This window comes from Promicromonospora sp. NPDC050880, from assembly GCF_044456525.1.
Lineage (GTDB): Bacteria > Actinomycetota > Actinomycetes > Actinomycetales > Cellulomonadaceae > Promicromonospora.
Genome location: NZ_JBITFV010000009.1, coordinates 87,693 through 114,594, shown reverse-complemented (window position 1 = coordinate 114,594; position 26,902 = coordinate 87,693). Strand labels below are relative to the sequence as shown.

General features: G+C 71.7%; 25 protein-coding genes. 10 read left to right on the top strand and 15 right to left on the bottom strand.

The features are described 5' to 3' along the window. Window positions 1-307 precede the first annotated feature (307 nt). A complete protein-coding gene (locus ACIBBF_RS16085) occupies window positions 308-1,855 on the top strand; it encodes a DivIVA domain-containing protein (protein WP_397415070.1) in 1,548 nt (515 codons plus the stop codon). 66 nt (window positions 1,856-1,921) lie between these two features. Here ACIBBF_RS16085 and ACIBBF_RS16080 read toward each other — a convergent pair whose 3' ends face one another. The 3 genes from ACIBBF_RS16080 to ACIBBF_RS16070 are packed head-to-tail and all read right to left on the bottom strand — an operon-like array spanning window position 1,922 to window position 3,915. Continuing rightward, window positions 1,922-2,755 carry an alpha/beta fold hydrolase gene (locus ACIBBF_RS16080; RefSeq protein ID WP_397415067.1) on the bottom strand — a complete coding sequence of 278 codons (834 nt, stop codon included), beginning with the start codon at window positions 2,753-2,755 and terminating at the stop codon, window positions 1,922-1,924. Between the two features lie 58 nt (window positions 2,756-2,813). Then, window positions 2,814-3,578 (bottom strand): alpha/beta hydrolase, encoded by a 765-nt coding sequence (locus ACIBBF_RS16075; RefSeq protein ID WP_397415064.1) that lies wholly within the window; start codon window positions 3,576-3,578, stop codon window positions 2,814-2,816. Between the two features lie 37 nt (window positions 3,579-3,615). Further along, complete coding sequence (locus ACIBBF_RS16070) at window positions 3,616-3,915, bottom strand: hypothetical protein (protein WP_397415062.1); 300 nt, start codon at window positions 3,913-3,915, stop codon at window positions 3,616-3,618. 138 nt (window positions 3,916-4,053) lie between these two features. Here ACIBBF_RS16070 and ACIBBF_RS16065 point away from each other — a divergent pair, with 138 nt between their 5' ends. Both ACIBBF_RS16065 and ACIBBF_RS16060 read left to right on the top strand, forming a co-directional pair. After that, window positions 4,054-5,028 carry an FKBP-type peptidyl-prolyl cis-trans isomerase gene (locus ACIBBF_RS16065; protein WP_397415060.1) on the top strand — a complete coding sequence of 325 codons (975 nt, stop codon included), beginning with the start codon at window positions 4,054-4,056 and terminating at the stop codon, window positions 5,026-5,028. Between the two features lie 154 nt (window positions 5,029-5,182). Next, on the top strand, window positions 5,183-5,710 hold the full coding sequence (locus ACIBBF_RS16060) for a phosphoribosyltransferase (protein ID WP_397415058.1): 528 nt from the start codon (window positions 5,183-5,185) through the stop codon (window positions 5,708-5,710). Here ACIBBF_RS16060 and ACIBBF_RS16055 read toward each other — a convergent pair. Then, complete coding sequence (locus ACIBBF_RS16055) at window positions 5,652-6,404, bottom strand: phosphatase PAP2 family protein (protein WP_397415056.1); 753 nt, start codon at window positions 6,402-6,404, stop codon at window positions 5,652-5,654. The genes ACIBBF_RS16060 and ACIBBF_RS16055 overlap by 59 nt on opposite strands. 142 nt (window positions 6,405-6,546) lie before the next feature. On the opposite strand from ACIBBF_RS16055, the gene ACIBBF_RS16050 reads away from it, so the two are divergent. Both ACIBBF_RS16050 and ACIBBF_RS16045 read left to right on the top strand, forming a co-directional pair. Continuing rightward, window positions 6,547-8,124 (top strand): sensor histidine kinase, encoded by a 1,578-nt coding sequence (locus ACIBBF_RS16050; RefSeq protein ID WP_397415054.1) that lies wholly within the window; start codon window positions 6,547-6,549, stop codon window positions 8,122-8,124. Beyond that, a complete protein-coding gene (locus ACIBBF_RS16045; RefSeq protein WP_397415052.1) occupies window positions 8,121-8,792 on the top strand; it encodes a response regulator in 672 nt (223 codons plus the stop codon). Before ACIBBF_RS16050 ends, ACIBBF_RS16045 begins: the two co-directional genes overlap by 4 nt. Before the next feature lie 19 nt (window positions 8,793-8,811). Here the strand turns inward: ACIBBF_RS16045 and ACIBBF_RS16040 are convergent, their stop codons facing one another. Continuing rightward, window positions 8,812-9,240, bottom strand: a complete 429-nt coding sequence (locus tag ACIBBF_RS16040; RefSeq protein WP_397415050.1) for a pyridoxamine 5'-phosphate oxidase family protein — start codon at window positions 9,238-9,240, stop codon at window positions 8,812-8,814. A 423-nt stretch (window positions 9,241-9,663) separates the two neighbouring features. Between ACIBBF_RS16040 and ACIBBF_RS16035 the strand changes: the two genes are divergently transcribed. The 3 genes from ACIBBF_RS16035 (at window position 9,664) to ACIBBF_RS16025 (ending at window position 13,194) form a co-directional block, all read left to right on the top strand. Next, the gene (locus ACIBBF_RS16035) at window positions 9,664-11,523 is read left to right on the top strand and encodes a glycoside hydrolase family 15 protein (protein ID WP_397415048.1); all 1,860 of its coding nucleotides are present in this window, start codon (window positions 9,664-9,666) and stop codon (window positions 11,521-11,523) included. A 225-nt stretch (window positions 11,524-11,748) separates the two neighbouring features. Then, window positions 11,749-12,756: a cupin domain-containing protein gene (locus tag ACIBBF_RS16030; RefSeq protein ID WP_397415045.1), complete on the top strand. Its 1,008-nt coding sequence runs from the start codon at window positions 11,749-11,751 to the stop codon at window positions 12,754-12,756. 27 nt (window positions 12,757-12,783) lie between these two features. Next, a complete protein-coding gene (locus tag ACIBBF_RS16025) occupies window positions 12,784-13,194 on the top strand; it encodes a DUF4260 family protein (protein WP_397415043.1) in 411 nt (136 codons plus the stop codon). 121 nt (window positions 13,195-13,315) lie between these two features. On the opposite strand, the gene ACIBBF_RS16020 is transcribed toward ACIBBF_RS16025, so the two are convergent. After that, the gene (locus ACIBBF_RS16020; RefSeq protein ID WP_397415041.1) at window positions 13,316-14,014 is read right to left on the bottom strand and encodes a GNAT family N-acetyltransferase; all 699 of its coding nucleotides are present in this window, start codon (window positions 14,012-14,014) and stop codon (window positions 13,316-13,318) included. A 2-nt stretch (window positions 14,015-14,016) separates the two neighbouring features. Next, entirely contained in the window at window positions 14,017-14,469 is a 453-nt protein-coding gene (locus tag ACIBBF_RS16015) for a carboxymuconolactone decarboxylase family protein (protein WP_397415039.1), read from the bottom strand. 189 nt (window positions 14,470-14,658) lie between these two features. Here ACIBBF_RS16015 and ACIBBF_RS16010 point away from each other — a divergent pair, with 189 nt between their 5' ends. After that, window positions 14,659-15,357: a response regulator transcription factor gene (locus ACIBBF_RS16010; RefSeq protein ID WP_397415036.1), complete on the top strand. Its 699-nt coding sequence runs from the start codon at window positions 14,659-14,661 to the stop codon at window positions 15,355-15,357. Then, entirely contained in the window at window positions 15,354-16,481 is a 1,128-nt protein-coding gene (locus ACIBBF_RS16005) for a sensor histidine kinase (protein WP_397415034.1), read from the top strand. The genes ACIBBF_RS16010 and ACIBBF_RS16005 overlap by 4 nt, the downstream gene beginning before the upstream one ends. A gap of 92 nt (window positions 16,482-16,573) precedes the next feature. Here the strand turns inward: ACIBBF_RS16005 and ACIBBF_RS16000 are convergent, their stop codons facing one another. The 8 genes from ACIBBF_RS16000 to yicI form a co-directional block, all read right to left on the bottom strand. After that, window positions 16,574-17,083, bottom strand: a complete 510-nt coding sequence (locus tag ACIBBF_RS16000) for a hypothetical protein (protein WP_397415032.1) — start codon at window positions 17,081-17,083, stop codon at window positions 16,574-16,576. 236 nt (window positions 17,084-17,319) lie between these two features. Beyond that, window positions 17,320-18,300, bottom strand: a complete 981-nt coding sequence (gene nrdF, locus ACIBBF_RS15995) for a class 1b ribonucleoside-diphosphate reductase subunit beta (protein ID WP_397415029.1) — start codon at window positions 18,298-18,300, stop codon at window positions 17,320-17,322. Window positions 18,301-18,351: 51 nt separating this feature from the next. Next, window positions 18,352-20,433, bottom strand: coding sequence for a class 1b ribonucleoside-diphosphate reductase subunit alpha (gene nrdE, locus ACIBBF_RS15990; protein ID WP_397415199.1), 2,082 nt, complete (start codon window positions 20,431-20,433; stop codon window positions 18,352-18,354). A gap of 62 nt (window positions 20,434-20,495) precedes the next feature. Beyond that, window positions 20,496-20,930 (bottom strand): class Ib ribonucleoside-diphosphate reductase assembly flavoprotein NrdI, encoded by a 435-nt coding sequence (gene nrdI / locus ACIBBF_RS15985; RefSeq protein ID WP_397415027.1) that lies wholly within the window; start codon window positions 20,928-20,930, stop codon window positions 20,496-20,498. A 35-nt stretch (window positions 20,931-20,965) separates the two neighbouring features. Next, the gene (nrdH, locus tag ACIBBF_RS15980; protein ID WP_020017613.1) at window positions 20,966-21,208 is read right to left on the bottom strand and encodes a glutaredoxin-like protein NrdH; all 243 of its coding nucleotides are present in this window, start codon (window positions 21,206-21,208) and stop codon (window positions 20,966-20,968) included. Between the two features lie 378 nt (window positions 21,209-21,586). Continuing rightward, window positions 21,587-23,008 (bottom strand): serine hydrolase domain-containing protein, encoded by a 1,422-nt coding sequence (locus ACIBBF_RS15975; protein ID WP_397415024.1) that lies wholly within the window; start codon window positions 23,006-23,008, stop codon window positions 21,587-21,589. A gap of 151 nt (window positions 23,009-23,159) precedes the next feature. Then, window positions 23,160-24,596 (bottom strand): GH1 family beta-glucosidase, encoded by a 1,437-nt coding sequence (locus ACIBBF_RS15970; protein WP_397415021.1) that lies wholly within the window; start codon window positions 24,594-24,596, stop codon window positions 23,160-23,162. Next, entirely contained in the window at window positions 24,593-26,869 is a 2,277-nt protein-coding gene (yicI, locus tag ACIBBF_RS15965; protein ID WP_397415018.1) for an alpha-xylosidase, read from the bottom strand. Before yicI ends, ACIBBF_RS15970 begins: the two co-directional genes overlap by 4 nt. Between the last annotated feature and the right edge of the window lie 33 nt (window positions 26,870-26,902).

Here is a 26,902-nt window from a genome sequence, read left to right as displayed (position 1 = left end):
TCGATCAGGTGGGTGATCCAGCATAAGGACCGATCACGGACGACTGTCCAATGACGGTCGTGCTTGTGCGGTTCGGCCGGGATCCTCACCCTTCCTTCACCGGGGCGACGGAACCACCAGGTCGCGACCGGGGCCGCGCGGGCCGCCGTGAGTATTCCATGCAATCCGTACATTGCATCCGGTAGTGGTGTATCCACATCAGCACAACACACGTATCCTGGGCGCCGGACGGGCCGTAACGAACGGCGTCCCACAGGGGGGAGCCTGACCCGCGCCTCACCAAGTCCCGACACTGGAGGTCTGCACCGTGTCCGACGAGCGCTCGCTCTTTCCGACTGCCATGCGCGGGTACGACCGCGACCAGGTGCACGCGCACCTGGACCGGCTGAACCATGCCCTCGAAGAGGCACGTCGACAGGTCGAGGCCTCCGACAGCCGCGCCATGCAGCTCACGCAGGACCTCAACGACGCCAAGCGCAACCTCCGCGAGACCGAGAAGCCGTCGTACGCCGGCCTCGGCTCGCGGATCGAGCTGCTGCTTCGCTCCGCGGAGGACCAGTCGACCGACATCATCAACCAGGCCAACCAGCAGGCCGCGGACATCATGGCACGGGCGAAGCTGTCCGGCGGGCAGGTGCGGTCGCGCGCCGAGTCCGAGGTTGCCGAGATGCTCGCCAGCGCCCGCCGCGAGGCCGAGGAGATCCGCACCACGACGGCCGCCGAGGCCGAGGGCCACCTGCTCGCCGCGCAGCGCCGGGCCGAGGAGCTCGTGGGTTCCGCCGAGCGCGAGTCCGCGCAGATCGCCAGCGCGATCAGCGCCGAGGAGAGCGAGCGCCGCGCCAGCCTGGAGCGCGAGCTCGGCACCCTGCGCTCGACCGTGGAGCGCGAGACCACCGAGCTGCGCGTGAACACGGAGCGCGAGACCGCCGCGCTGCGCGCCAAGGTCAACGCCGAGACCACCGAGCAGCGCGAGACCGCCGAGCGCGACTCGTCCGCCATGCTGGCGAGCGCCCGGGCCGAGGCCGAGCAGATCCTCTCGGAGGCGCGCCGCCAGGCCGCCGAGGCGTCCAACGCCGTCACCACCGAGATGGAGGACCTGCGCGAGCAGGCGCGTGCGGCGCTCGCCCAGGCGGAGCTCGACATCGCGACCCGCAAGGAGGCCGTGGAGAAGGAGCTTGCCGAGCGGCACGAGACGGCCAAGGCCGAGACGGCGAAGCTCGTCGCGACGGCCGAGGAGCACGCCGCCGAGGCGGAGAAGCGCGTGGCCGTGGCGCTGGAGCAGGCGGAGAAGATCCGCTCGGAGTCCGACGTCTACGTCAAGGACCTCGTGGCCGACGCCCGCAAGTCCGCCGACCGGATCGTCGCGGAGGCCCGCGAGTTCGCGGAGCAGACCATCGACGACGCCCGCGCCGAGGCCGAGTCCAGCCGGTCCGCCGCGCAGCACCAGCTCGAGGACCTCACGCGTCAGCACGACTCGATCAACTCCTACCTGGACGAGCTGCGTGGCATGCTCGGCACGCCGGGCGACGCCGCTCCGGCCAAGCCCGCGCTGCCGGCCAAGCCGAAGGGTCTGTCCGGGGCCACCCCGGCGCAGCAGGCACGGTTCGCGGTCGTCGGCGACGGCACCGAGGCCGAGCCCGAGGTCTCGACCGACACCGGGTCCATGCCGGCCTCGATCCCGCCGAGCAACCCGACGCCGGTGCCCGTCGGCAACGCCACCGTCGTGATCCCGTCGGTCAAGGGCACGAAGGCCAGCACGAAGGCCGGCCAGAGCGCGGCCGACTCGGCCTCGTCCCCCGCCGAGAGCGAGGACGCCGAGGAGCCGGTGGCCGAGAAGGCCGGCGCCTCCAGCTGACGCCCGTCTCGTACGACGAACGGCGGCCCTCCCGTGCGGGAGGGCCGCCGTTCGTCGTACGGGCGCTCAGTGGTGGTGGTGGGCGACCACCTGGTTGTGCAGCAGGGCCAGGGCCGCGGCGACCGCCTGCGGGTCCTCGACCACACTCATGTGGCCGACGCCGGGCACCACGGTGAGGGCGGCGTCGCCCGTGGTGGCCCCCGAGGGGGAACCGGCCGCGGCCCGCACCATGTGCTCGGCCTCGGCGAGCGGTGTGATCGTGTCCTCGGTGCCCACCACCACCGCGACCGGCGCGTCGAAGCGTTCGAGCACCGCCGTCCGGTCGGGACGCGCCGCCATGGCGCGCTGGGCCCAGGCGACCCCCGCCGGGGACTGCGCCCGGATCCACGAGTCGAGCACGGGGAAGAGCTGCCGGCGGTGCTCGGTCGTCGTGGTGCCGACCAGGGCGGCGGGCATGCCGAGCACGGCGTCCACGGTCTGGCTGTCGTCCGCCGCGGCGGCGATCCGGAGCCGCTTGGCTCGGGCCTCGTCGGTGTCTGCGGTGGACTTGGTGCCGACCAGGCCGAGTCCGGCCACGAACCCCGGGTGCCGTTCGGCCAGCGCGAGAGCCACGTACCCGCCCATGGAGTGCCCGACGACGACGGCGTTGCCCTCGCCCTGCTCGACCATGGTCCGGTAGACGCAGTCCGCGGCGTGCTCGATGCTCGGGGCGTACCCGTCCAGGTCGCTGTGCCCTGCGCCCGGCAGGTCCACGCCGATCGCCCGCGTACCGGGCGGCAGGTGCTGCGCGCAGGTGGCCCACATGCGGTGGTCGAGGGGGAAGCCGTGCAGCAGCACGAGCGGAAGGCCCCCGCCCTCGTGCAGCGGATAGGTCGCCAGGGTTCCGTGGGATGAGGTCATCGTCGTCCTCCTGTGGTCGTTGCTGCCATGGTGCGTCGATGCCGCCCGGTACGCGCGCTCAGGACGTGCCCAGCGGCCCGTCCCAGTGCGTGGGCAGCGGGAGCGGGTGGCCGGGCAGCACGTGGGCGACGATCTCGTTCAGCACGCGCGCGACGGCGGGCTCGCCGACCCACAGGTGCTTCGCCCCGTCGACCCCGATCACCTCGGCCTGCGGCACCCGCGCGAAGCGGCGGCGCGCCTCCTCGGGCCGGAGGTAGTCGTCGAGCTCCGGCACCAGGACCACGAGCGGCTTGCCGAACGCGGCCCAGCGGTCCAGGTCCTCGTCCGTCGCGCGGTGCAGTGGCGGGGACAGCAGGATCGCGCCCTCGACGGCGGGGTCGGCGCCGTGCTTGAGCACCAGCTCCGTGCCGAACGACCAGCCGACCAGCCACGGCCGGGGCAGGCCGCGGAACTCGGCCAGCTCGATGGCGGCGGCGACGTCGTACCGTTCGGCGTCGCCGCCGTCGAAGGCGCCCTCGCTCGTCCCGCGCGGCGAGGAGGTGCCCCGGGTGTTGAACCGCAGGACCGCGAGGTCGGCCAGCGCGGGCAGGCGCCAGGCCGCCTTGCGGTACACGTGGGAGTCCATGAAGCCGCCGTGGGTGGGCAGCGGGTGGAACGTCAGCAGGGTGGCGGCAGGCTCGGCGTCCGCGGGCAGGGCGAGCTCGCCGACCAGGGTGAGGTCGTCGGCGGTGTGCAGCTCGACGTCCTCGCGCTGCGCGGGCAGCACGGTGAGCGAACGGATCTGGTGGGCCGCGGGCTTGGCTTCGGAAGTCATCGGTCCCATTCTCTCCCCCTCGGCCCGCACGTCCGACGAGCGCGCGTCACCGCAGGTTCGCGCGGCGCTGCCAGCAGCTCGTGTGCCAGTGCCGGCGGGCGTCCAGGCCGGCGTCGGGGCCGCCGAACCCGTCGGTCCGCCACGCGACCACGTGCGCCGTCCCCGGGGTGACCTCCTGGCGGCAGGCCGGGCAGACATAGGTCTTGTCGGACGAGCGGATGTGCTGCACCACCCACTCGCCGTCGGCGGCGGACTCGCTGCGGCGGCCGCCCGTCGCGCGGTCCACGTCGAGGGGGACGTGGCCCGCGGCGTACGGACGCTTGCTGGAGCGGCGCTTCGACGGCATGGCATCTATTCTTCCGCAGGGTGGGGCGGATGGCTCGACCCCCGCCCGAACCTGCCCGCAGCCTGAAAGCCTCACTCATCCGAGCCCGCTAGAGTGTGGCGGTCCCCAGCAAGGCGCACACCGACCGAAGGACTACTCGTGAAGCACCGCACCACCGCCGGCCTGGCGGCCGTCGCGCTGGCATCCATCGCCCTCACCGGCTGCGCAAGCGGCGACGACGCCGCGGACGGCGGCGCCGCCTCCGACGGCAACGTCTGCGAGGTGACCCCGGCCGCCGCGCCCTCGCCCGCGCCGAGCCCGTCCGAGGAGGACGTCAAGGCGGTGGAGGGGATCGAGGTCTCCGGCCCCGTCGGCAAGGCCCCGGAGGTCTCGTTCAAGACCCCGCTGGAGGTCAGCACCCCGTCGTCCCGTGTGGTCGACGAGGGCACCGGCGACGAGCTCGCCGAGGGCGCGCAGGCCACCATCGACTACGTGGTCCTGGGTGGCAAGGACGGCAAGCAGACCTACTCCACGTGGGAGACCAAGAAGCCCGAGTCGTTCACGCTGGGCGACCCGCAGTACGACCTGCTCAACGACCGCCTGATCGGCCAGAAGGTCGGCGCGCGCATCGCCATGGCGAGCACCGCGATGGACCAGACCGTCCAGGTCACCGTCGTCGAGGTCTCCGGCGTCAAGGACATCCCGACCCGCGCCGAGGGCACCGCCGTCGAGCCCGAGGCAGGCCTGCCCACCGTCGAGCTCGCCGACGACGGCCAGCCGACCGTCACCATCCCCGAGGGCTACGAGGCGCCGACCGACCTGGTCGTGCAGCCCCTGGTCCAGGGCGACGGCGCCGAGGTCACCAAGGACCAGACCGTCACCGTGCAGTACGCGGGCTGCCTGCTCGACGGCACGTCGTTCGACTCCTCGTGGAGCCGCGGCACGCCGACGTCGTTCCCGCTCAACGGCGTGATCCCCGGCTGGACCAACGGGATCGCCGGCCAGAAGGTGGGCAGCCAGGTGCTGCTCGTCGTCCCGGCCGACCAGGGCTACGGCGACCAGGAGAACGGCGCCATCCCGGCGAACTCGACGCTGGTCTTCGTCGTCGACATCCTCGAGGCCAAGGCGGCCTGACCCGACGGCCGCTCCGTCGCGGCACCCTCGCGTCACCGGGCGCTGCCTCGTGACGTGAGACGTGCCGCACGCAGCCTGCGCATCCTCGCTGGTCAAGACCGAGACGTGGCGGGCACCCGAACCGGGTGCCCGCCACGTCTCGTAGGGTCGTCCCATGACGTCGACTGAACTGCCCGCCCCCGAGCCCGTGACGCCGCCGGAGCGCGAGGTGCTCACCTGGGAGACCTTCCCCGACGCGGTCCGCGACCTGGCCCACCAGGTGGTGGACAGCGGATTCGTGCCGGACGTGGTGATCGCCGTGGCGCGCGGCGGCCTGGTACCCGGCGGTGCGATGGCGTACGCGCTCGGCACCAAGGGTGTCGGCACGCTGAACATCGAGTTCTACACCGACATCGGCAAGACGCTCGACGACCCGCGCGTGCTGCCGCCCCTCATGGACACCTCCGACCTCCCCGGCGCGAAGGTCCTGGTGGTCGACGACGTCGCCGACTCCGGCCGCACCCTGGCGCTGGTCATGGACCTCCTGGCCAAGCAGGGCGCCGAGGCCCGCTCGGCCGTGCTGTTCACCAAGCCGCGCACGATCATCCAGCCCGACTACTCGTGGAAGGACACCGATCTGTGGATCACCTTCCCGTGGTCCGCCGAGCCGCCCGTGACGGGCGCGCGGTCGATCGAGGCGTGACGGGCGTGGCCGGCCCCGCCGGGGTCGGCCACCTCCGGGACGCGAGGCGCCGACCGGCGGCATGAACCGCCAGGCTCACCAGGACGGTGAGGAGGACTGCGAGGGCCAGACCGGACGCGACGTCGTGCACGTAGTGGACGCCCGCGGCCACCCGGGCCCCGGCGACGGCCAGTGCGAGCGGTACGACCGCGGGCCACAGACGCGGCGCCACCAGCAGGCAGGCGACCGCGAGCGCCCCCGCGATCGTCGCGTGGTTGCTGGGCCAGGACCAGTCGCCCGGCACGGGACAGTCCAGCACGGTGGCGACGTCGACCGTGCGGCACGGTCGCTCCTCTGCGACGAGGACCTTCACCGCCTCGCTCGTCGCGTATGCGGTGACGGTGCCGGCTCCGGCGGCGACGAGCAGCCAGAAGGCGGGCCGGTCGCGGCGCCAGGTGACGAGCGCGAGGCAGGCCGTGACTCCGACGAGGAGCAGCAGCCCCTTGTCGGCGACAAGGCCCGCGAGGCCGGCGAGAGGTGAGGCGGCGGTCGCACCGGCGACGGCCTCGAAGAGACGTTCGCGTGCGGGCCAGGCCAGCGTGGCGACGGCGGCCAGCACCAGGAAGGTGCCCAGCGAGAAGGGCAGCACGGACCGTGGGACCGGCCCTCGGACCGACACCGCGGAGCGGGCCGGGGCATGGCGTGTTGTGGACATGTCGAGAACGCTAGGAATCGGCGATGCCGTGCGGATCTGGCCTGGGTCAGGAACCAGCTATGACCTTGGTGGTAGTGGGCCGGCCCGAAGATCAGACCGGGGCCGGAGGCGGAGGATGCGGGGCGTCGGCGACGATGGTGCGGTGACCCACGAGCCCTGGACGCGCGACGTCGAGCACTCCCCCGCGCACCTGCCCGTGCGGGGCCTCGCCCTGCTCGTCGCTGCGGCAGCCTTCGCCGCGCTGCTGGTCCTCGCCGGGGTGAGTCCCTGGTGGATGGTCCCGCTGGCCGCGGTCGCCGCCCTCCTCGGGCTGCTGCGCGGCGGAGGACGGCTCGGGGTCGTGGCCATGGCTGTCGGGGCCGCCGCAGGCGCAGGCGCCGTGCTGGCCGGGTGGGCCGACCTCCGTGACGCGCTGGTCGCCACGGCCCGCGGCGTCGTGACCGGTGTGCTCCCGTGGGCGGTGGCCCTGGCATGGCGGGCACGCCGGAACGCCGAGGCCGACGCGGCGTCGGCCCTCGTCCGCGAGCAGGACACGGAACGGCTGCGCGCCGAGACCGACCTCGCCCGGCAACGCCTGCAGCTCGCCGAGAGCCTGCACGACGACCTCGGGCACGCGCTCAGCCTGGTTGCCGTCAACCTGGGCCGGCTGGAGCTGGAGCTGGAGCGTGGCACGAGCGCCCCTCGGCCGTCAGGTGCTGCCGACCCGGCCACCTCCGTGCAGGAGTCGGTCTCGCTCGCGCGGCGTCAGGTCTCCGATGCCGTCGCCCGGCTGGGCGCGTCCGTCCAGACGCTGCGCACGGGGCGGGCCGACGCGCGACCTTCGCCGGGCGGGCAGGCCGACGTGGAGGCGCTCGTGCAGGAGGCGCGCCGAGCCGGCGCCGACGTCGTGCTCACCGCGCCGCCCGGCGACGATCTCGTCTCGGCCTACGACCCGGCGGTGACCCGTGTGGTCCGGGAAGGGCTGACCAACGCCCTCAGGCACGCCCCGGGCCGGCCGGTCCGGGTCACGCTGGTCCCCGGGGCGTCGCAGGTCTCCCCCGCGCCCGGCGAGGCGGCGGCACGCCGGCTCGTCGTGACCGTGAGCAACCCGCTGCCGCCGTCCACCGGTCCGGTGGAGCGCGATCACGAACGAGCGGCGTCCGACGGCGGCACCGGGCTCCGCTCGCTCGCCGAGCACGTGCGCAGGACCGGCGGATCTTTCGAGGCAGGCCCCCGGTCGGGCACCTATGTGCTGACCGCCGAGCTGCACCCCGTGCCGGAAGGGCGGTCGTCCGGCGGCGTGCCTGAGGACGGCGCGCGGCCGGCAGGCCACGAGCCCGGCCCCCGAGCCAGGTCGCCGCGGGATGCCCGCGCGGTCACCGACGGCCTGGCCCGCGCCCGGCGGCGAGGCGGAGCGCTGCTGCTGGCCGCGGTGCTGGCGCCGTCGGCCGCGCTGGTGGCAGTCGCGACAGCGATCCAGCTCGCGGACAACCTCGACGCCCGGCGTGCGATGCTCGGCCCGGCGGCGTTCGCCAGGATCGACGTCGGCGACGCCCGGGCCGACGTCCAGCCGCTGTTGCCTGGTACGACCCTCGATCCGCCGCCCGGTGCCGACCCGGCCTGCGACTACTACGCCGTGACCGCCGACCCGCTCGACGATGCGTCGGGTGACGCCTATCGGATCTGCTGGGCGGAGCACCACGTCACGTCGGCCGACGTCGTGGTCGGAGTCGCGCAGTGAGTGCGGTACCCCGGACCGCACCGCTCCGGGTCCTCCTCGCTGACGACGAGCCCCTGGTGCGCGCAGGCCTCGCCGGAATCCTCGGGACCGACGACTCGGTCCGTGTCGTCGCGGAGGTTTCCTCCGGTGAGGAGACGCTGGCGGCTGTCCGGGCGAACCGTCCGGACGTCGTGCTCCTGGACGTCCGCATGGGGCCGATGAGCGGTCTGGACACTCTGGCGGAGATCCGGCGCACCACCGGCTCTCCGTCGTGCCTCATGGTCACCACGTTCGGTGAGGACGAGTACGTCGCCGAGGCGATCCGGCTGGGCGCCGACGGGTTCGTGCTGAAGTCCGGTGACCCCCGCGAACTGCTGCTCGCAGTGCACGCGGCTGCGGAGGGCGGCGCCTACTTCTCCCCGGCGGTCTCGCGTCGCCTGCTGCAGACCGGTATGGGCACCCGTTTCATCGCACGGCAGCATGCCCGGGAGCGCTTCGAGCGGCTGACACCGCGTGAGCAGGAGGTCCTGGCTCTGGTCGGCGACGGCCTCTCGAACGCCGAGATCGCTCGGCGGCTCCACCTCGCCGAGGGCACCGTGAAGGTGCACGTCACCTCGATCCTGCGGACCACCGGTGCGCGGAACCGGGTGGAGGCGGCACTCATCGCGGCCCAGGCCGCCGCCTGGTAACGGCGGCCCTGCAGCCGGTTCAGTACGTGTACCGGCGCACCCGCTCCGGGTGGATGACGACGCGGAGCAGCTCCCCGGCCAGGATCGAGGCGAGGTCGCCGGCCCGTGCCGGGTCGTCCAGGTCCCAGTACCGCGCGGCGAGGCGCGAGGCGAGGTCGTGCGCGCCGTCGGCCTCGACGGTGGCCGGGCCGGCGACGGACACCCACCGTTCGCGCTCCCCCACGGGGGCCGCGACGACCAGCGAGGCGCGCGGGTCGCGCGCCAGGCGTCGCACCTTCACCGAGCCCGCCTCGGTGAAGAGCTGGACGGTGCCCTCGGCGGTGGCCTCGAACCACACCGGCCGGGGTTCCGGCGGCTCCGCCGCACCGGCCACGGACAGGAAGCCGTACAGCGGGCGCCCGAGGAACTCGAGGTCGGCGGCGGTCAGCGGGCTGGTCTCCGTACTCATGCGGACGATTCAACGGCACGCCACCGACCGGTTCAACCGCCGGGGCTCAGCCGCCCCGCCGGACGGGGAGCACCGCGACGGCCGGTCCCGCGGCCTGGCGGTGCTCTGCCCGAACGAGATGACGCCGAGGTCCCGCGCGGTCGCGTCGCGGTCGGGCAGGAGATCGATGACGAACCGGTGCGGCCCGTCGGGGAATCCTTACGACGGTGCAAGAAACCTCCCCCGTGGTCCCCCCTCGCCTACCGTGCGAGAGGACCGGCGCCGAGGCCGTCGTTCCGCTCGGCTGGTAGACCTGAGGGTGCCGGGAGCTTCGCGGTCCCGCGCACCCGTGACGGAAGCGAGGCCCTTCGTGGAGACGTTCCGACCGGACGACGCCGGACGACGACAGGGGGCGGCGATGACCCGCCCCGAGGTCCCGGCGCCATGAGCCGGCAACCGATCGCCGACTACGGGCTGCTGTCCGACCGGCACTCCGCGGCCCTGGTCGGCCGCGACGGCTCGGTCGACTGGCTCGGGTTCCCGCGCTTCGACAGCCCGTCCGTGTTCGGCCGGCTGCTCGACGACGGCGCCGGCACGTGGACGATCCGGCCGGCCGGCGTCGACGCCGGCGCCGTCCAGGTCCGTCGGGAGTACGTGCCCGGCACCCTGGTGCTGCGGACGGTCTTCACCACGCCGACCGGCTCGGTCGAGCTGACCGACGCACTCGCCCTCACGGACGCCCGGACCGGAACCGACGACCCGGCGGAGGATCCGCACCGGCTCGGTGAGCACGCCCCGCACACCCTGCTCCGGCGGCTGCGCGGGATCAGCGGTGCGGTCGATCTGGAGGTCGTGGTGCGGCCGCGCCCGGAGTACGGGTTGATCGTGCCGCTGCTGACGCAGGCGGACGGCGTCGTCGGCTGCTCCGGAGGTGCGAGCCGCCTGCTGCTGTCGTCCACCGTGGACTGGGAGCTCGGTGGCGGGGAGGCTCGGGCCAGCGTCCGGATCGTCGCCGGCCGGACTGCAGGTTTCGCGCTCCAGCACGCGCAGCTCGCCGACCCGCCGCTACGGCCCTCCTCGCCCGAGCAGATCGCGGCGTCCCTGCGGGCCACGACGGACGCGTGGCAGGCCTGGTCGGCCGCGCACCAGACCTACGACGGGCCGTGGCGTGACCTGGTGCTCCGGTCCGGACTGGTGCTGCAGGGGCTGAGCTACCAGCCGTCCGGGGCGATCGTCGCCGCCGCGACCACGTCGCTCCCCGAGGAGATCGGAGGCGAACGGAACTGGGACTACCGCTACGCGTGGGTCCGCGACGCGAGCCTCACCATGGACGCCCTGTGGGTCGCGGCCTGCCCGCACGAGGCGGACGAGTTCTTCGACTTCATGGCCGCCGCGGCGGCGCACGGTCCCGGCGGGACGCTGCAGATCATGTTCGGCGTGGGTGGTGAGCACGACCTGACGGAGCGGACGTTGCCCCACCTTTCCGGCTGGCGGGACAGCCGCCCGGTCCGGGTGGGCAACGCCGCGTGGACGCAGCCGCAGCTCGACGTGTACGGGGAGCTCCTGGCCTCCGCGCACCGGCTGCGTCACCAGATCGGGGAGCCGGCGGAGGCGACACGCGACTTCCTGGTCGGTCTGGCCGACACCGCCGCCGCGGTGTGGGAGCAGCCCGACAACGGCATCTGGGAGATCCGCGGCGCACCGCGGCAGTTCCTGTTCTCCAAGCTGATGTGCTGGGTCGCGCTGGACCGTGCGGCGGCACTGGCGAGCCAGCTGCGCGCCAGGGACCGGGCCGGGCGCTGGCGCGCGGTCGCCGCGCGGATCCGGTCGGCGATCCTGGAGCAGGGCTGGAACGCCGAGGCCGGCGCCTTCACGCAGTCGTTCGGCTCACCCGACCTCGACGCGTCCGCCCTGATGATCCCGATCGTGGGGTTCCTGCCCGCGGACGATCCCCAGGTGCTGGCCACGATCGACGCGATCGCCGGGCGGCTCACCGACGACCGGGGCCTGGTCTACCGCTACCGGACCGCCACGGGGGTGGACGGGCTGGCCGGCGAGGAGGGCAGCTTCCTGCTCTGCACCTTCTGGCTGGCGCAGGCGCAGGCCCAGGCCGGGCGGCTGGAGCAGGCCGAGGCCACCTTCCGCCGGGCGGTCCGGTACGCCAACGACCTCGGCCTGCTCGCCGAGGAGGTTGCCGGCGGGGAGCTGATCGGCAACTTTCCGCAGGCCTTCAGCCACATCGGCCTGGTCAACGCCGCCTGGGCGATCCACCAGGGACGCTCCGCGGCCGGCCGGACGCCGTAGGCCGTCTCGCCGCAGCGAGCCTCGGGCGATTTCTTCCGGGTTCGTTAGAACTCCCCGAAGGGGATGCGCAACCCTGCACGATGCTCCTGGCGCAGTCCTCGGGTACCGGGCCGGACCTGGAAGTGTCGGCGGGTGCCTGGACGGTCCGTCGGCGCGCGCACGCCCGCCGACGGACCGCACCTCGACGCACCGGTCCGGCGCGCACCCCCACCGGAAGGACGGAAGATGGCAACCCCCTACGCGGCGACCGCTGCTGACCACGAGATGCTGGAGTGGCTCGGCGGCGGCATGATGCAGGTGCTCCTGGACGGCACCCGGACCGACGGACGGCTCGCGATGTTCCGGTCTGCCGCTCCGGCCGGTGCGGCATCGCCCGCGCACCTGCACACGCGGGAGGACGAGATCTTCGTGCTGCTGCGCGGCAGCGCGATCATCTGGGTGGGTGCCGAGCGGTTCGAGCTGGACGCGGGCGGTGTCGCGTTCCTGCCCCGCGGGGTCCCGCACGCCTACCGCATCACCGCGGAAGCCGACCTGCTGGCGCTGAGCACGCCCGCCGGCCTGGAGGGCTTCTTCCGCGGGGCCGGCCGGGACGCCCGCACGCCCCGGCCGAAGGGCTGGGAGATCACACCGCAGACCATGGGCGAGGCGGCGGCCGGCAACGGGCAGGTCGTCCTCGGCCCCCCGCTGTGTCCCGACGACCTGCTGCCCGCGTACTCCGGAACCCCGGACCTGGCCCCGCACGTGGCACGAGCCGACCAGCACGAGATCCTCGAGTGGCTCGGCGGCAGCCGGATCCACGTGCTGCTCGACGAGGAGCACACGGGCGGCCGGCTCTCCCTGTTCCGCTCGACCGACGCGCCCGCAGGGTCGGCGTCCCCGGTCTACGTGCAACACCACGAGGACGAGATCGTCGTCATGCTGTCCGGGAGCGGCACCTACTGGGTCGGCGACCACCGCTACGAGCTGTCGCCCGGCGGGGTCGTCGTCATCCCCCGCGGGGTCCCCACTGCCCATCGCATCACCGCCGACGCCGAGACCCTGACGGTCACCACACCCGGCGGGGCAGAGGCCTTCTACCGCGCGGCCGGGCGTGACGTGCGCCTGCCACGTCCGGACGGCTGGGAGGTACCGTTCGACGCGCTGACCCGGGCGTCCGAGGCAGCCGGCCAGACGATCCTGGCCGCACCGTTGGCGGCGCACGAGATGATCCCGGAAGAGCTGCTCGTCCGCTGACCCCCGCCACTGCGCGAAAGGAAGACAGTGAGTTCTCCCCGCCCTGCCCAGGACCCTCCGCGTCCTGGCGGCCTCACCGGCCCGATCCCCGTCCAGCGCATCGAGTCGGTGGTCATCGCCGCGCTCGCGCTCGTCGCCGCCCTGGTCCTGTATCCCGACCGGTGGTGGATGGTCCTGGCTGTGTTCCTCGCCTTCGACCTGTCGATGCTGGGCTACCTCCGTTCCCCGGCGGCCGGAGCGGCTTCCTACAATGCCGTGCACAACACCTGGCCCGCGATCGCGGCGACGGTCGCCCTGCTCACCGCCACGTCCTCCCCCGCGGTGTCCTCCTGGTGCGGGTTGCTCGCCTGCGCCTGGGCCTTCCACACCGCCTTCGACCGCGCGATCGGCGCCGGCCTGAAGCTGCCCGACGCCTTCGGCCACACCCACCTGAGCTGAGCCGACGGCGAGGCACCCGGGCGGCCGGTTCAGCGGCCGCCCGGGTCTCATCACCGCCGTCCCGGTGCGCCCCCGGACCCGGCCAGGTCCAGGGAGACCTGCCAGAGTCTCCGGGCAGCGCTCACCCAGGTAGCGCCGGACCCACCGCCACCGCTTCGGTGGCCTGCACGCTGCGCCGGACCTCGCACCCGAGCTCCTCGTAGAGCCGCAGAGCGCTCGTGTTCGCCCCGACGACGTGCCCGAAGACCTCTCTGCCCTGTCGCCGTACGTGGTCGGCCAGGGCTGCGACCACCATCGTCGCGTACCCGCGACCACGCCAGTCCGGGTGCGTGCACACCGCACTGACCTCGACCCAGTGGTCGGTCTGCAGCCGCTCGCCCGCCATGGCGACGAGCCGGCCCTCCTTCCGGATCCCGAGGTACGTCCCCGTCTCGGCCGTCCGGGCGCCGAACGGGCCCGGCTCGGCCACCGCGGCGAGGGCGCGCATCTCGGGCACGTCCGCAGGTCCGAGCACGACGACGTCGTCCGCGGTCCAGGCCTTCGTCCGGACCCCGACCATCTGCACCCCCTCGATCCGGTGCAGCACGGACCAGCCGGCGGGCAGGTCCGCCGCCGGCCGGAACAGCAGGCCCGGCACGCCGTGGGACAGGCGGGCCAGGGCCTGCCAGTCCTCGTCGTCGGCGTCGTCCGGGACCGCCATGAAGGGCCCGACCTCGGGACGGAAACGCGCGGCTCGGCCGTCCAGCAACGCGAGGTCGCGGTGCCGGCCCGTGAGCGAGCGCAGGACCGGGTCGTCGAGCTCGTGCTCCGCGGTCGCCACGGTCAGGATCCCACGGGGAGGTGACTGGTCACCGCGATCCGGTTCCAGCCGCCGATCTCGATCGCGATCCAGGTCACCGCGGCGACCTGCGCCGGCGTGAGCACCTGTGCGACGTCGATCCCGGCGGGCGGCGCGGTGTGCTCGTCCGCGACCCGCGTCACCCGCTCGGCCAGGGACAGTGCCGCCTGCTCCTGCTCGGTGAAGTACTGCGACTCCCACCAGGCGGGCAGCACGGCGAGCCGGTCGGCGGACTCGCCGGCTGCGACGGCGGCCCGGGTGTGCGCGCGGAGGCAGTACGCGCAGCCGTTGAGCTGTGCGACGCGGATCCTGATCAGCTCCACGAGGATGGTCGACAGGCCGGCGGACGTCGCCGCCGCCTGGACCTCCTTGCCGAACGCGAGGTACGCGTCGCGGGCGCTGGGGAACTGCTTGGTGATATCGACGTGAGGAAACATGTCCGCCGTTCGGTCGGGTGCGGTGTGCGGGGTGCGCCCGGCGCTGCCGGGCAGCCGGCGACATGCGAGAGGCATCGGACATGCCGCCGACCTCGCACAACGTAGCCACGGCGGGTGTCCGGCACGGAAAGTCTTTCAGCGGCGTAAGAACTGCGGGTGCCGGCGACCGCCCTGGTTAGGCTGGCCGGCATGGAGACGACGGCGGAGATCATGGTCGTGGAGGACGATGCCACGGTCCTGGCCGTCGTCTCCGACTACCTGCGAGGACGCGGCTACCAGGTCACCGAGCACGACGACGGGACCGCGGCGCGCCGGGCGCTGCGCACCGCGCGACCGGACGTGCTGGTCCTGGACCGGATGCTGCCCGGGGTCAGCGGCGACGAGCTGTGCCGCGAGGTGCGCCGGACGGCGCCGCAGACGTCGATCATCATGCTCACCGCCCTGGGCGCGGTCGAGGACCGGATCGACGGGCTGGAGCACGGCGCCGACGACTACATCGCCAAGCCGTTCGCGCTGCGCGAGCTCCGCCTGCGGATCGACGCCCTGCTGCGCCGTAGCCGCGGCAAGCACGTCTCCCCGGGGCCGTTCACCCTCGGGCCGTTCCGGGTCCAGCCCGCACACCGGCGGATCTGGCTCCGGGACAACGAGATGACGCTGACCAACCGCGAGTACGAGCTCTTCCTGTTCCTGCTGCAGAACCCTGACCGTCTGCTGACCCGCGACGACATCCTGCGCGAGGTGTGGGGGTGGAGCTTCGGCGAGACCTCGACGGTGACGGTCCACGTCCGCCGGCTGCGGGAGAAGATCGAGCCCGAGCCCCGCTTCCCCCGGTACCTGCTCACCGAGTGGGGCCAGGGATACCGGTTCACCGTCGAGGGGGTCGCATGACGCTCACCCCGGGTGACCTGATCCTGCTCCTGTCCATCGCGCTCGGCTGCACCACCGCGATCACGGCCGCCGCCCTCCTGATCCTGCGGCTGTGCCCACCGCGCTCCATCACGTTCCAGTTCACCGTGGTCGTGGTCACCGCCATCGCGTCCATCGTCTGCTCCGTCGTGGCGGTCTCCGCCCTGATGTATCTCTCCGGGCACGACCTGCTGGTGCTCCTGTGGGTCACGGCTGCGTCCGCGGTGCTCAGCGTGGCCGCGACGCTGCTCACCGCACGCGCCGCCAGCAGGGCGTTCGCCAGCCTGCGGTACACCGTCGAGCGCGTGGGCGACGGCGCCGTCGTGGACGCGCAGGACCACGCGGGCAAGGAGTTCACCGACCTCTCCGCTCAGCTCGCCGAGACCTCCGCCCGCCTCGCGGCGGCACGCACGGAGATCGAGCAGCTCGACGCCTCCCGGCGGCAGTTCTTCGCGTGGATCTCGCACGACCTGCGCACCCCGCTGACCGGCGTCAGCGCCCTGGCCGAGGCACTGGACGACGGCGTCGTGGACGACCCGGCCGACTACGTGCGACGCATCCGCATGCAGGTCACGACGATGAGCCGGCTGGTCGACGACCTGTTCGCGCTCTCCCAGATCCACAGCGGGGGCCTGCAGCTGCGACCGGAGAACATCGAGCTGCTGGACGTCGTGTCGGACGCCGTCGCCGACGTGCACCAGCTCGCGTCCGCGAAGGACGTCCGGATCGTGCACACCGACATCGAGGGCCGGATGCTCCTGGCCGACCCGCACAAGCTCACGCGCGTGGTGGTGAACCTGCTCACGAACAGCATCCGGCACGCCCCGCGCGGGTCGGAGGTCACCGTCTCCGCCGAGCGCCAGAACGACCGTCTCGTGCTGTCGGTGCTCGACCAGGGCAGCGGCGTCGATGCCGAGGACCTGAGCCGGATGTTCGAGGTCGGCTGGCGGGCCTGTTCCGCCCGGACCCCGGAGACCGACGCCGGGTCGCCGGGCGCAGGGCTCGGGCTGGCGATCGTGCGCGGCATCGTCCAGGCGCACGGCGGCGACGTGCACGCCGAGCACGCGCCACAGGGCTTCCGGCTGAACGTCGCACTCCCGGCATGACGGCGGATCCGGTGCAATGCCCCGGCTGATGACGGGACACCGCACCGGATCCCGCACGACGTGCGTACGAACCTAGGCGCAGAACGCGACGGTCAGCACGGGTCGACGCGGTCGTACGGGAGCGGGTTGAACCCGTGGACCTCGCCGTCCGGGTAGTGCCTGCCGATGGCGCCGGGGCCGGTGAACACCACGACGGCGTCGTCCGACTGGTTGTTGTTGATCGCTCCGGCGTCGATGAAGTTGGTCAGGGTGCGCGTGTCGCACTGATAAAGAACGAACACGGTATGGAGGCCGTCCCCCTGCCCGACCGCGATGCACGCACGGCCGGCCTTGCACCCGTTCAGGAGGGCGTTGCGCCAGAACGTGGTCTGGTTCCGGAACACGGCTTCGTTGTTGCTGGTATGGAGCGGGGTGATGTCGGGCCTCCAGGCTGCGGCCGCCCTGTCGCCGGCGCTCGCGCCGTCGGTCTCGGTGACCCGGGTACCGTCGGGGTGGATCACGTTGCTGTCGTAGGCCTGCGCTGCCTGTGTGCCACCGACGGCGCACACCAGCACCACCAGTACCCCCGACAGCGTGGCGAGCCATCGCTTCTTGACTGTCATCTGAGTTTCCGTCCTGCCCCGCACCCGGTCCGGACCCGGTGCCCGGCGTCGCGCGGAGCACGGCGAACCTACGAGCCGAACGACCAGGCCGGCGACATACTTCGGAAGAACCCGAAACTGGCGTTGCCGATGTATCACGCCGCAGCCGGTTGCCACACATGAAGAGGCCCGGAGCCGCAGGAATCTGCGGTTCCGGGCCTCTGCTCAGGCGGTGCGCGACGAGCTCCGACGTGGTGTCAGAAGTCCCAGTCGTCGTCCTCGGTCTCCACGGCCTTGCCGATCACGTACGACGAGCCAGACCCCGAGAAGAAGTCGTGGTTCTCGTCCGCGTTCGGCGACAGCGCCGCGAGGATCGCGGGGTTGACGTCGGTGTCCTCCTTGGGGAACAGCGCCTCGTAGCCCAGGTTCATCAGGGCCTTGTTGCCGTTGTACCGCAGGAACTTCTTGACGTCCTCGGTCAGCCCCAGCTCGCCGTAGAGCGAGTCGGTGTACTCGACCTCGTTCTCGTACAGCTCGAACAGCAGGTCGAACGTGTACGCCTTGAGGTCGTCCTGCTCGGGCTGCGTCAGCTTCGCGAGGCCCTTCTGGTACTTGTAGCCGATGTAGTACCCGTGCACTGCCTCGTCACGGATGATGAGGCGGATCAGGTCTGCCGTGTTCGTGAGCTTGGCCCGCGAGGACCAGTACATCGGCGCGTAGAAGCCGGAGTAGAACAGGAACGACTCGAGCATCGTCGAGGCGACCTTGCGCTTCAGCGGGTCGTCGCCCCGGTAGTAGTCGAGGACGATCTCCGCCTTCTTCTGCAGGTGCTCGTTGTTCTCGGACCACTCGAAGGCCGCGTCGATCTCCGGCGTCGACAGGAGCGTCGAGAAGATCGAGGAGTAGCTCTTCGCGTGCACGCTCTCCATGAAGGCGATGTTGGTGTACACCGCCTCCTCGTGCGGGGTGAGCGCGTCCGGGATCAGCGACACCGCGCCGACCGTGCCCTGGATGGTGTCCAGGAGGGTCAGGCCGGTGAAGACCCGCGAGGTCATCGTCTTCTCGTGCTCCGAGAGCGTGTTCCACGACTGGATGTCGTTGGACACCGGCACCTTCTCCGGCAGCCAGAAGTTACCGACCAGACGGTCCCAGACCTCGAGGTCCTTCTCGTCCTCGAGGCGGTTCCAGTTGATCGCCGTCACGCGATCGATGAGCTTGAGCTTGCCGGTTGGCGACATGGGAGTTCCTTCAGAGACTACGGTCGGCGGGGATCTGGCAGAGGGTGCGCGTCACAGCATGCAGGAGACGCAGTTGTCCACCTCGGTACCCTCCAGCGCGAGCTGGCGCAGGCGGATGTAGTAGAGCGTCTTGATGCCCTTGCGCCAGGCGTAGATCTGCGCCTTGTTCACGTCGCGCGTGGTCACCGTGTCCGGGAAGAACAGGGTCAGCGAGAGGCCCTGGTCCACGTGCTGCGTCGCCGCGGCGTACGTGTCGATGATCTTCTCGTAGCCGATCTCGTACGCGTCCTGGTAGTAGTCCAGGTTGTCGTTCGTCATGTACGGCGCCGGGTAGTAGACGCGGCCGAGCTTGCCTTCCTTGCGGATCTCGATCTTGGCCGGGACCGGGTGGATGGACGACGTCGAGTTGTTGATGTAGCTGATCGAACCCGTGGGCGGCACGGCCTGGAGGTTCTGGTTGTAGATGCCGTGCTCCATGACCGAGGCCTTGAGCGCACGCCAGTCGTCCTGCGTCGGGATCGCCACGCCGGCGTCCGCGAAGAGCTGCGCGACCCGCGCCGTGGCCGGCTTCCACTCCTGCTGGACGTACTTGTCGAAGTACTCGCCCGTCGCGTACTTCGAGTCCTCGAACCCGCCGAACTTCTGCTTGCGCTCGATCGAGAGACGGTTGGACGCCGCGATCGCGTGGTAGGCCACGGTGTAGAAGTAGATGTTCGTGAAGTCGACACCCTCCTCCGAGCCGTAGTAGATGTGCTCGCGGGCGAGGTAGCCGTGCAGGTTCATCTGGCCGAGGCCGATGGCGTGCCCCTGCTCGTTGGCCAGCTTGATCGACGGCACCGACTCGATCGAGGTCTGGTCGCTCACCGCGGTCAGCGCGCGGATCGCCGTGTCGATGGTGCGGCCGAAGTCCGGCGAGTCCATCGCCTTGGCGATGTTCAGCGAGCCCAGGTTGCAGGAGATGTCCCGGCCGACCGTGTCGTAGGAGAGGTCCTCCTTGAACGTCGACGGGGTCGAGACCTGGAGGATCTCGGAGCACAGGTTCGAGTGGGTGATGCGGCCCTTGATCGGGTTCGCCTTGTTCACCGTGTCCTCGAACATGATGTACGGGTAGCCCGACTCGAACTGCAGCTCCGCGAGCGTCTGGAAGAAGTCGCGGGCGCTGATCGTGGTCTTGCGGATGCGGTCGTCGGCGACGAGCTCGTCGTACTTCTCGGTGATCGAGATGTCGGCGAACGGCTTGCCGTAGACACGCTCGACGTCGTACGGGCTGAACAGGTGCATGTCCGCGTTCTTCTTGGCCAGCTCGAACGTGATGTCCGGGATGACCACGCCCAGCGAGAGGGTCTTGATGCGGATCTTCTCGTCCGCGTTCTCCCGCTTGGTGTCGAGGAACCGCATGATGTCGGGGTGGTGCGCGTGCAGGTACACCGCGCCCGCACCCTGGCGCGCACCGAGCTGGTTCGCGTAGGAGAAGGAGTCCTCCAGGAGCTTCATCACGGGGATGACGCCCGAGGACTGGTTCTCGATGTGCTTGATCGGCGCGCCGTGCTCGCGGATGTTGCTCAGCAGCAGCGCCACGCCGCCACCGCGCTTGGAGAGCTGCAGTGCGGAGTTGATGCCGCGCGCGATGGACTCCATGTTGTCCTCGATGCGCAGCAGGAAGCAGGACACGGGCTCGCCGCGCTGCGCCTTGCCGACATTGAGGAAGGTCGGCGTCGCCGGCTGGAAGCGCCCGGAGATGACCTCCTCGACGATGTCGCGCGCCGTCTGCTCGTCACCGTCGGCCAGGCCGAGGGCGACCATCGCGACGCGGTCCTCGAAGCGCTCCAGGTACTTCTTGCCGTCGAACGTCTTGAGCGTGTACGACGTGTAGTACTTGAAGGCGCCGAGGAACGTCTCGAAGCGGAACTTCTTCGAGTACGCGAGCTGGAACAGCTCCTTGACGAACGCGCGGGAGTACTTCGCCAGCACGGTCGGGTCGTAGTACTGGGCCTCGACGAGGTGGTCGAGCTTCGCGTCCAGCGTGTCGAACTCGACGGTGTTCGGGTTGACGTGCTGCAGGAAGTACTGGCGGGCCGCCTCACGGTCCTTCTCGAACTGGATCTTCCCGTCCGGACCGTAGAGGTTGAGCATGGCGTTGAGCGCGTGGTAGTCGAGCTGGAGAGACTCCAGCGGGATCTCGCTCAGGCCCTCAGTCAGGCTGAGAGACTCAGTGGTTGTTGCTGCCAAAATCGTCCCAATCCGTTGCGGACGCGCGTGACGTCCTGCGCCGTTCCCAGTAGTTCGAAGGCGTAAAGATAGGGGACATCACACTTCGCAGCGATGATGTCCCCGGTGATGCAGTACGCAGCCCCGAAGTTGGTGTTCCCCGCGGCGATGACGCCGCGGATGAGCGACCGGTTGTGTTCGTCGTTGAGGAACTTCCTCACCTGCCGCGGGACGGCCCCGCCCTCGTTGCCGCCACCGTAGGTGGGGGCCATGAGGACGTAGGGCTCGTCCACGCGCAGGAAGCCGTCGGCCGGGCGGAGCGGTATCCGGTGCACCGGCATCCCCAGCTCGTCGAGCGCGAGCTTCTGGACGAACCGGTGCGTGTTCTCGGACACGCTGGAGAAGTAGACGAGAGAACCCACGTCACGCCCCCTTGCCGACGTAGCTGTGGTGCTGGTCAGGCCGAAGCGGCCTGGAGCGCGGCGACCGCGCTGATCTGGTCGGGGCGAAAGCCCGACCAGTGGGTGTCACCGGCCACGACGACCGGTGCCTGGAGGTAGCCGAGGCCGCGAACCATCTCGAGCGCCTCGGCGTCCTGCGTGATGTCCACGACCGTGTACTCGACACCCTTGCGATCCAGTGCCCGGTACGTCGCGTCGCACTGCACGCATGCCGGCTTGCTGTAGACCGTGACGCTCATGTCCGCCTCCTCTGACCTCGAAGAACACCCGTGAACTTACGTCGGTGTGCTTTGTTCGCGGGTCTGCGTCTCCCGCTGAACCAAACACTACACCTAGTGTCTGACGCTCGCTCGCTTACGACATGTTGTGGTTGGTGACGAACGGCGCACTACGGCACAGCCGCCCGGAACGCTCAGGGACCATGCTGCCACGAGCCTCTGACACTGCACGGCAGGCGGCACGCCGGGCTTTCCCGGGCGGTTCCGGGAGGCCCCTCCGGGGCGCGCGAAGACGCACCTCGCGGGGCTCGGAGGGGTCCGAAAATCAGATCCGGACGACGGCGTGTCGCGACCGCTTGGGCGTGTCGCGCCGGCCCGAGCGGCACGCGGTGCGAAATGTCACAGCGCGTGCCAACCCGCCTCGTCGTGACCACCCGGGAGGTCCGCGTCCGCGGCGTACGGCGTGCGCGTCAGGCAGAACGTCCCCACGTCCAGCGCGACCACACGTCCCTCCCGTTCCACGCCGCGGAGCGTCTCTCCCTGCCAGTACCCGGCCGTCACACCCACCCAGGTGCCGGGCTCGGCACCGGGCTCGAACTCGGTACCGCGCCCGCTGGACACACCGGCCAGGGCCAGCCGCCCGCCCACGGCGGTCAGCGTGTACGGCACCGGCCCCCAGTACCAGTCGCCCGCGAGCGCCGCGGCGCCGGGCGCCGAAGCGGCAGCGGCACCCGCACCGGCACGACCGGCACCCGCGCCGGCTCCGCCGTCGTCCGACGCCCGGGAGCCCAGGCCGCGCCACGCGGCCAGGAGCCCGGTCCCGTCGCCGAACCCGGCGGTGCTCGACCCGACCACCGCCACGGCGTCGCCCGTCGCGAGGTCCACCCGCAGGTCGGCGGTGAAGCCCGGGACCGACCCGGAGTGGCCCACGGTGCGCACGAGCTCCCCGTCCAGCACGTCCTTGCGCACCCGGACGCCCAGGCCGTACGCACCGGTCCAGGCCGCGCCGGGCTCGTCCACCACCACGCGCGGCGTCGTCATGAGCCGGCGGGCGGCCACGGGCAGCACGGCGTCGCCCGCGGTGCCCAGCGTGTCGTGGCAGGCCAGCCACGTCCCGAAGCGCACCAGGTCCGACGGCGTGGACCACAGCTCGCCGGCCGGCCCCATGGCCAGGTAGGCGGGCACGGGCTCGGCGTGCACCAGGTCGGCGTGGGGGTGCACGGCGTAGCCCGTGACGTGCGGCCCCACGGGCGCGCGACCGGTCGAGGTCATGCCGAGCGGCCTCCACACCTCGTCGCGGAGCACCTCGTCCCAGGCCCGGCCGCGCACGTCCTCCACGAGGCGGCCGAGCACCGCGTAGCCCACGTTCGAGTAGTGGTACCGGGTGCCGGGTGCGGCGAGCCGTGGCAGGCCCGAGGCCACGATCTGCCCCCAGGTCGAGCCCCCGGCCCGTTCCCACCAGGGACCCGCGGGCTCGGCGGGCAGGCCGGCACTGTGGCTGAGCAGCTCGGCCACGGTGGCGTCCGCCGCCGGGGCGTCGGGCACGTGCGCGCCGACGGGGTCGTGCAACGTGACCTCGCCGTCCTCGACGAGCCGCAGCACCGCCACGGCGAGCATCGTCTTGGTCACGGAACCGATGCGGAAGGCGTGGTCCGGCGTCGGCCCGTCGCCCGGTGCGCGGCCCGCCGAGGCGGGGGCCGCGACGGCGTCCGCCCACAGCACCTCGCCCCCGCGCCCGACGGCCGCCGACAGTGCCGGCACCCGCCCGGCCGCCCGCGTCCGCTCCAGCCAGCCGGTCAGCACGTCACGGAGCTCGTTCATGGCCAGAAGGTATCCCGTCGCCGGCGCCGTCATCACCGGCGCCCGCGGGCCTCGTGCACGAACGCAGGAATCGTCGGCGCACACGCACGCGTGCACCGACGATCCCTGCGTTCGACGGACCGGACCGGCGGCGCCGGGTCAGGTCAGGGCGTCAGGCCGGGGCCACCTCGTCGACGGACGGCAGCACGTTCGTCGTGGCCAGCCGGCGGTACCAGTGCGCCGAGTCCTTCCACGTGCGCACATGCGTCTCGTAGTCCACGCGGATGATGCCGAACCGGCGGTCGTACCCGTAGGCCCACTCGAAGTTGTCGAGCAGCGACCACGCGAAGTAGCCGCGCACGTCCACACCCTGGTCCCGGGCGAGCCCGAGTGCCTCGACGTGGTCGTGCAGGTAGGAGACGCGCTCCACGTCGTGCACGCGCGCCACGCCGTCCTCGACCACGACGGTGTCCGCGAACGCGGCGCCGTTCTCGGTGACCATGAGCGGCTGGTCGGGGTAGGTGTCCCGGAGCGAGACCAGCAGGTCCGTGAGACCGGCGGGCTCGATGTTCCAGCCCATGGCGGTGTACGGGCCGGGCTGGGGCAGGAACTCGACGTCGTCGGCCGCGATCCACGGGGTGCCCGCGGAGTCCTTGTGCCCGTCGGCCTGCTGCCGCTCCCCCTCGCCGGAGTAGTGCCGCACGCGTGCCGTCGAGTAGTAGTTCACGCCCAGGACGTCGAGCGGCTGCCGGGCGATCTCCAGGTCACCGTCCTGCACGAACGACCAGTCGGTCACCGAGGCGGTGTTCTCCAGCAGGTCGGCCGGGTAGGCGCCGTCCAGCACCGGCCCGAGGAAGGCCCGGTTGGCCAGCGCGTCGACCTGGCGGACGGCGGCCTGGTCGGCCTCCGACGACGGGTCGTCCGGCCGGAACACGTGCAGGTTCAGCGTGATCGAGGTCTTGGCGGCGTCGCCGAGCACCTCCCGGATCTGCTGCACGGCGAGGCCGTGCGCCAGGTTGAGGTGGTGCACCGCCTGGAGCGCGGCCAGGGGCTCGGTGCGGCCCGGCGCGTGCACGCCGGAGCCGTAGCCCAGGTAGGCCGTGCACCACGGCTCGTTGAGCGTGGTCCAGACGTCGATCCGGTCGCCCAGCTCCTCGGCCATCCTGCGGGCGTACCGCGCGAACGCGTAGGCGGTCTCGCGGTTGGTCCAGCCGCCGGCGTCCTCCAGCTCCTGCGGGAGGTCCCAGTGGTAGAGCGTGACGACGGGCTTGACGCCCGCGGCGATCAGGCCGTCCACGAGGTCCGAGTAGAACCGGATGCCCTCGGCGTTGAACTCGCCGGAACCGCCCGGCTGCACCCGCGGCCACGCGATCGAGAACCGGTAGGCACCCAGGCCCAGGTTCTTGATGTGCTCGACGTCCTCCTGCCAGCGGTGGAAGTGGTCGTCCGCGACGTCTCCCGTGTCACCGTTCAGCGTCTTGCCGGGGGTGTGCGAGAACGTGTCCCAGATGGACGGCCCGCGCCCTCCCTCGGTCGCGCCGCCCTCGATCTGGTACGACGCGGTCGCCGATCCCCAGAGGAAGTCAGCAGGGAAACTCCGTGCACTCACAGTGCCACCTCTCCCGGGCCGGTGGCCCGAACGGTCTTGCCTTCGTTCTCGACGCTCCATTCGCCAGGAGCGTCAGCGCTGGTCACGTGCACGACGCCGGCCTCGTACCGCACACGGAACGTCGCCGGGGCGCCGGTGCCACCGGGGACCAGGATCTCTTCGTCGAACCCTTCGGGCAGACGGGTGCAGCGTAACGTCACGCCCTCGGCCCACGCGTAGTCGGGCCGGTCGTCGCGCGCGCCGACCGGCAGCACGGTACCCGGCCGCACGAGCACGGGCAGGGTGTCGAAGCCGTGCTCCTCGGCGACCCAGCGGCTCCCGGGGACCGTCTCCGCCAGACCGTCCGCGGCGACCTCCGCGAGCCGGGTCCACTCCCCCGGCGGCAGGTAGTACTCGGTGTGCGACTCGCCGAACACGGGCGCGACCAGCAGCGACGGCCCCAGCATGTACTGGGTGTCGACGACGGCCGCGGTCCGGTCCCCCGGGAACTCCAGCACCATCGGCCGCATGACCGGCACGCCCTCGGCCGCCGCGACGTGGCCGAGTCGGCCGAGGTACGGCATCAGCCGCATCTTCAGCCGGGTGAACTTGCGCGTCACGTCGACGGCCTCGTCGTCGAACGCCCACGGCACGCGGTACGAGCTGGACCCGTGCAGGCGGGAGTGCGAGGACAGCAGGCCGAACGCCGTCCACCGCTTGAAGACGGCCGGGTCGGGTGTGCCCTCGAAGCCGCCGATGTCGTGGCTCCAGTAGCCGAACCCGGACAGCGAGAGCGACAGGCCGCCGCGCAGGGACTCCGCCATGGACACGAAGGTGGACTCGCAGTCGCCGCCCCAGTGCACGGGGAAAGCCTGGGTGCCCGCCGTCGCGGACCGGGCGAACAGGACGGCCTCGCCGGTGCCCCGCTCCTGCTCCAGCAGGTCGAACACCGTCTTGTTGTACAGGGAGGCGTAGAAGTTGTGCATGCGCTGCGGGTCGGACCCGTCGTGCCAGACGACGTCGGTGGGGATGCGCTCCCCGAAGTCCGTCTTGAAGCAGTCGACACCCTGGTCCAGCAGCACGCGCAGCTTGTCCTGGTACCAGGCGGCGGCCTCGGGGTTGGTGAAGTCGACCAGCGCCATGCCGGCCTGCCACTTGTCCCACTGCCAGACGTCGCCTTCCGGCGTCTTGACCAGGTACCCCTTCTCCTGACCCTCGCGGAACAGGTGGGACCGCTGTGCGATGTACGGGTTGATCCACACGCAGACCTTCAGGCCCCGCTCGTGCAGCCGGGTCAGCATGCCCTCGGGGTCCGGGAACGTGGCCGGGTCCCACACGAAGTCGCACCAGTGGAACTGCCGCATCCAGAAGCAGTCGAAGTGGAAGACCGACAGCGGGAGGTCCCGCTCGGCCATGCCGTCGACGAAGCTCATGACCGTGGACTCGGAGTAGTCCGTGGTGAACGACGTGGACAGCCACAGCCCGTACGACCACGCGGGGACGACGGCGGGCCGCCCCGTCAGGGCCGTGTACCGGCGCAGGATCTCGGCCGGGGTGGGCCCGTGGATCACGTAGTACTGCAGCGACTGCCCCGGTACGGAGAACTGGGTGCGGCTGACCACCTCGGAACCCACCTCGAACGAGACGTGCTCGGGGTGTGCCACGAAGACTCCGTAGCCGCGGTCGGTGAGGTAGAACGGCACGTTCTTGTAGGCCTGCTCGCTGGCGGTGCCGCCGTCCTCGTTCCAGATGTCGACGCTCTGGCCGTTCTTGACGAACGCGCCGAACCGCTCGCCCAGCCCGTAGACGTGCTCACCCACGGAGAGCCCGAGCTGCTCGTGCACGAAGTCGCCGTCGGGCGTGCTCGCCAGCCCGACACTCCGGGCGGACGACGTGGTGAGCACCTCGCCGCCGGCCACGAAGTCGACGCGCCACTCGCCGTCGGTCGACACCCGCGCCGTGAGGCCGCCCGAGGTGAGCTCGGCGGGGCCCTCGCCCGGAGCGGCCGGCGTCACGACCTTGACCACGCCCGGCTCCCGGTTGACCGCGAAGTGCGGCCCGGGGTCGCGGCGGCCCTGGTGGTGCTCGATGCGCACCCCGATCACGTCGTCCGCAGGAGCGTCGAACGTGACGGTCACGACCGGGCGGTTCAGGGTGTCGCCGCGCTTGGTGATGGGCGCGGTGGGCGCGTACACGGTGAGCGTCCCGTCGCCCGCCTCGACGGAGTCGATGTCGCGGGGGCGCAGCACCTCGACGCCGGGGCGGAACTGCCAGTAACCGTCGGTGAATCTCATGCGTGGGACCTCGTCACTGCTCGGTGGGGCGTC

Coding starts and splice junctions, on each gene's coding strand:
- ACIBBF_RS16080 (WP_397415067.1), bottom strand. CDS start 2,755: ATGACCTCATCCCACGGAACCCTGGCGACCTATCCGCTGCACGAGGGC.
- ACIBBF_RS16075 (WP_397415064.1), bottom strand. CDS start 3,578: ATGGGACCGATGACTTCCGAAGCCAAGCCCGCGGCCCACCAGATCCGT.
- ACIBBF_RS16070 (WP_397415062.1), bottom strand. CDS start 3,915: ATGCCGTCGAAGCGCCGCTCCAGCAAGCGTCCGTACGCCGCGGGCCAC.
- ACIBBF_RS16060 (WP_397415058.1), top strand. CDS start 5,183: ATGACGTCGACTGAACTGCCCGCCCCCGAGCCCGTGACGCCGCCGGAG.
- ACIBBF_RS16055 (WP_397415056.1), bottom strand. CDS start 6,404: ATGTCCACAACACGCCATGCCCCGGCCCGCTCCGCGGTGTCGGTCCGA.
- ACIBBF_RS16040 (WP_397415050.1), bottom strand. CDS start 9,240: ATGAGTACGGAGACCAGCCCGCTGACCGCCGCCGACCTCGAGTTCCTC.
- ACIBBF_RS16035 (WP_397415048.1), top strand. CDS start 9,664: ATGAGCCGGCAACCGATCGCCGACTACGGGCTGCTGTCCGACCGGCAC.
- ACIBBF_RS16030 (WP_397415045.1), top strand. CDS start 11,749: ATGGCAACCCCCTACGCGGCGACCGCTGCTGACCACGAGATGCTGGAG.
- ACIBBF_RS16015 (WP_397415039.1), bottom strand. CDS start 14,469: ATGTTTCCTCACGTCGATATCACCAAGCAGTTCCCCAGCGCCCGCGAC.
- ACIBBF_RS16010 (WP_397415036.1), top strand. CDS start 14,659: ATGGAGACGACGGCGGAGATCATGGTCGTGGAGGACGATGCCACGGTC.
- ACIBBF_RS16005 (WP_397415034.1), top strand. CDS start 15,354: ATGACGCTCACCCCGGGTGACCTGATCCTGCTCCTGTCCATCGCGCTC.
- ACIBBF_RS16000 (WP_397415032.1), bottom strand. CDS start 17,083: ATGACAGTCAAGAAGCGATGGCTCGCCACGCTGTCGGGGGTACTGGTG.
- nrdF (WP_397415029.1), bottom strand. CDS start 18,300: ATGTCGCCAACCGGCAAGCTCAAGCTCATCGATCGCGTGACGGCGATC.
- nrdE (WP_397415199.1), bottom strand. CDS start 20,433: ATGCTCAACCTCTACGGTCCGGACGGGAAGATCCAGTTCGAGAAGGAC.
- nrdH (WP_020017613.1), bottom strand. CDS start 21,208: ATGAGCGTCACGGTCTACAGCAAGCCGGCATGCGTGCAGTGCGACGCG.
- ACIBBF_RS15975 (WP_397415024.1), bottom strand. CDS start 23,008: ATGAACGAGCTCCGTGACGTGCTGACCGGCTGGCTGGAGCGGACGCGG.
- yicI (WP_397415018.1), bottom strand. CDS start 26,869: ATGAGATTCACCGACGGTTACTGGCAGTTCCGCCCCGGCGTCGAGGTG.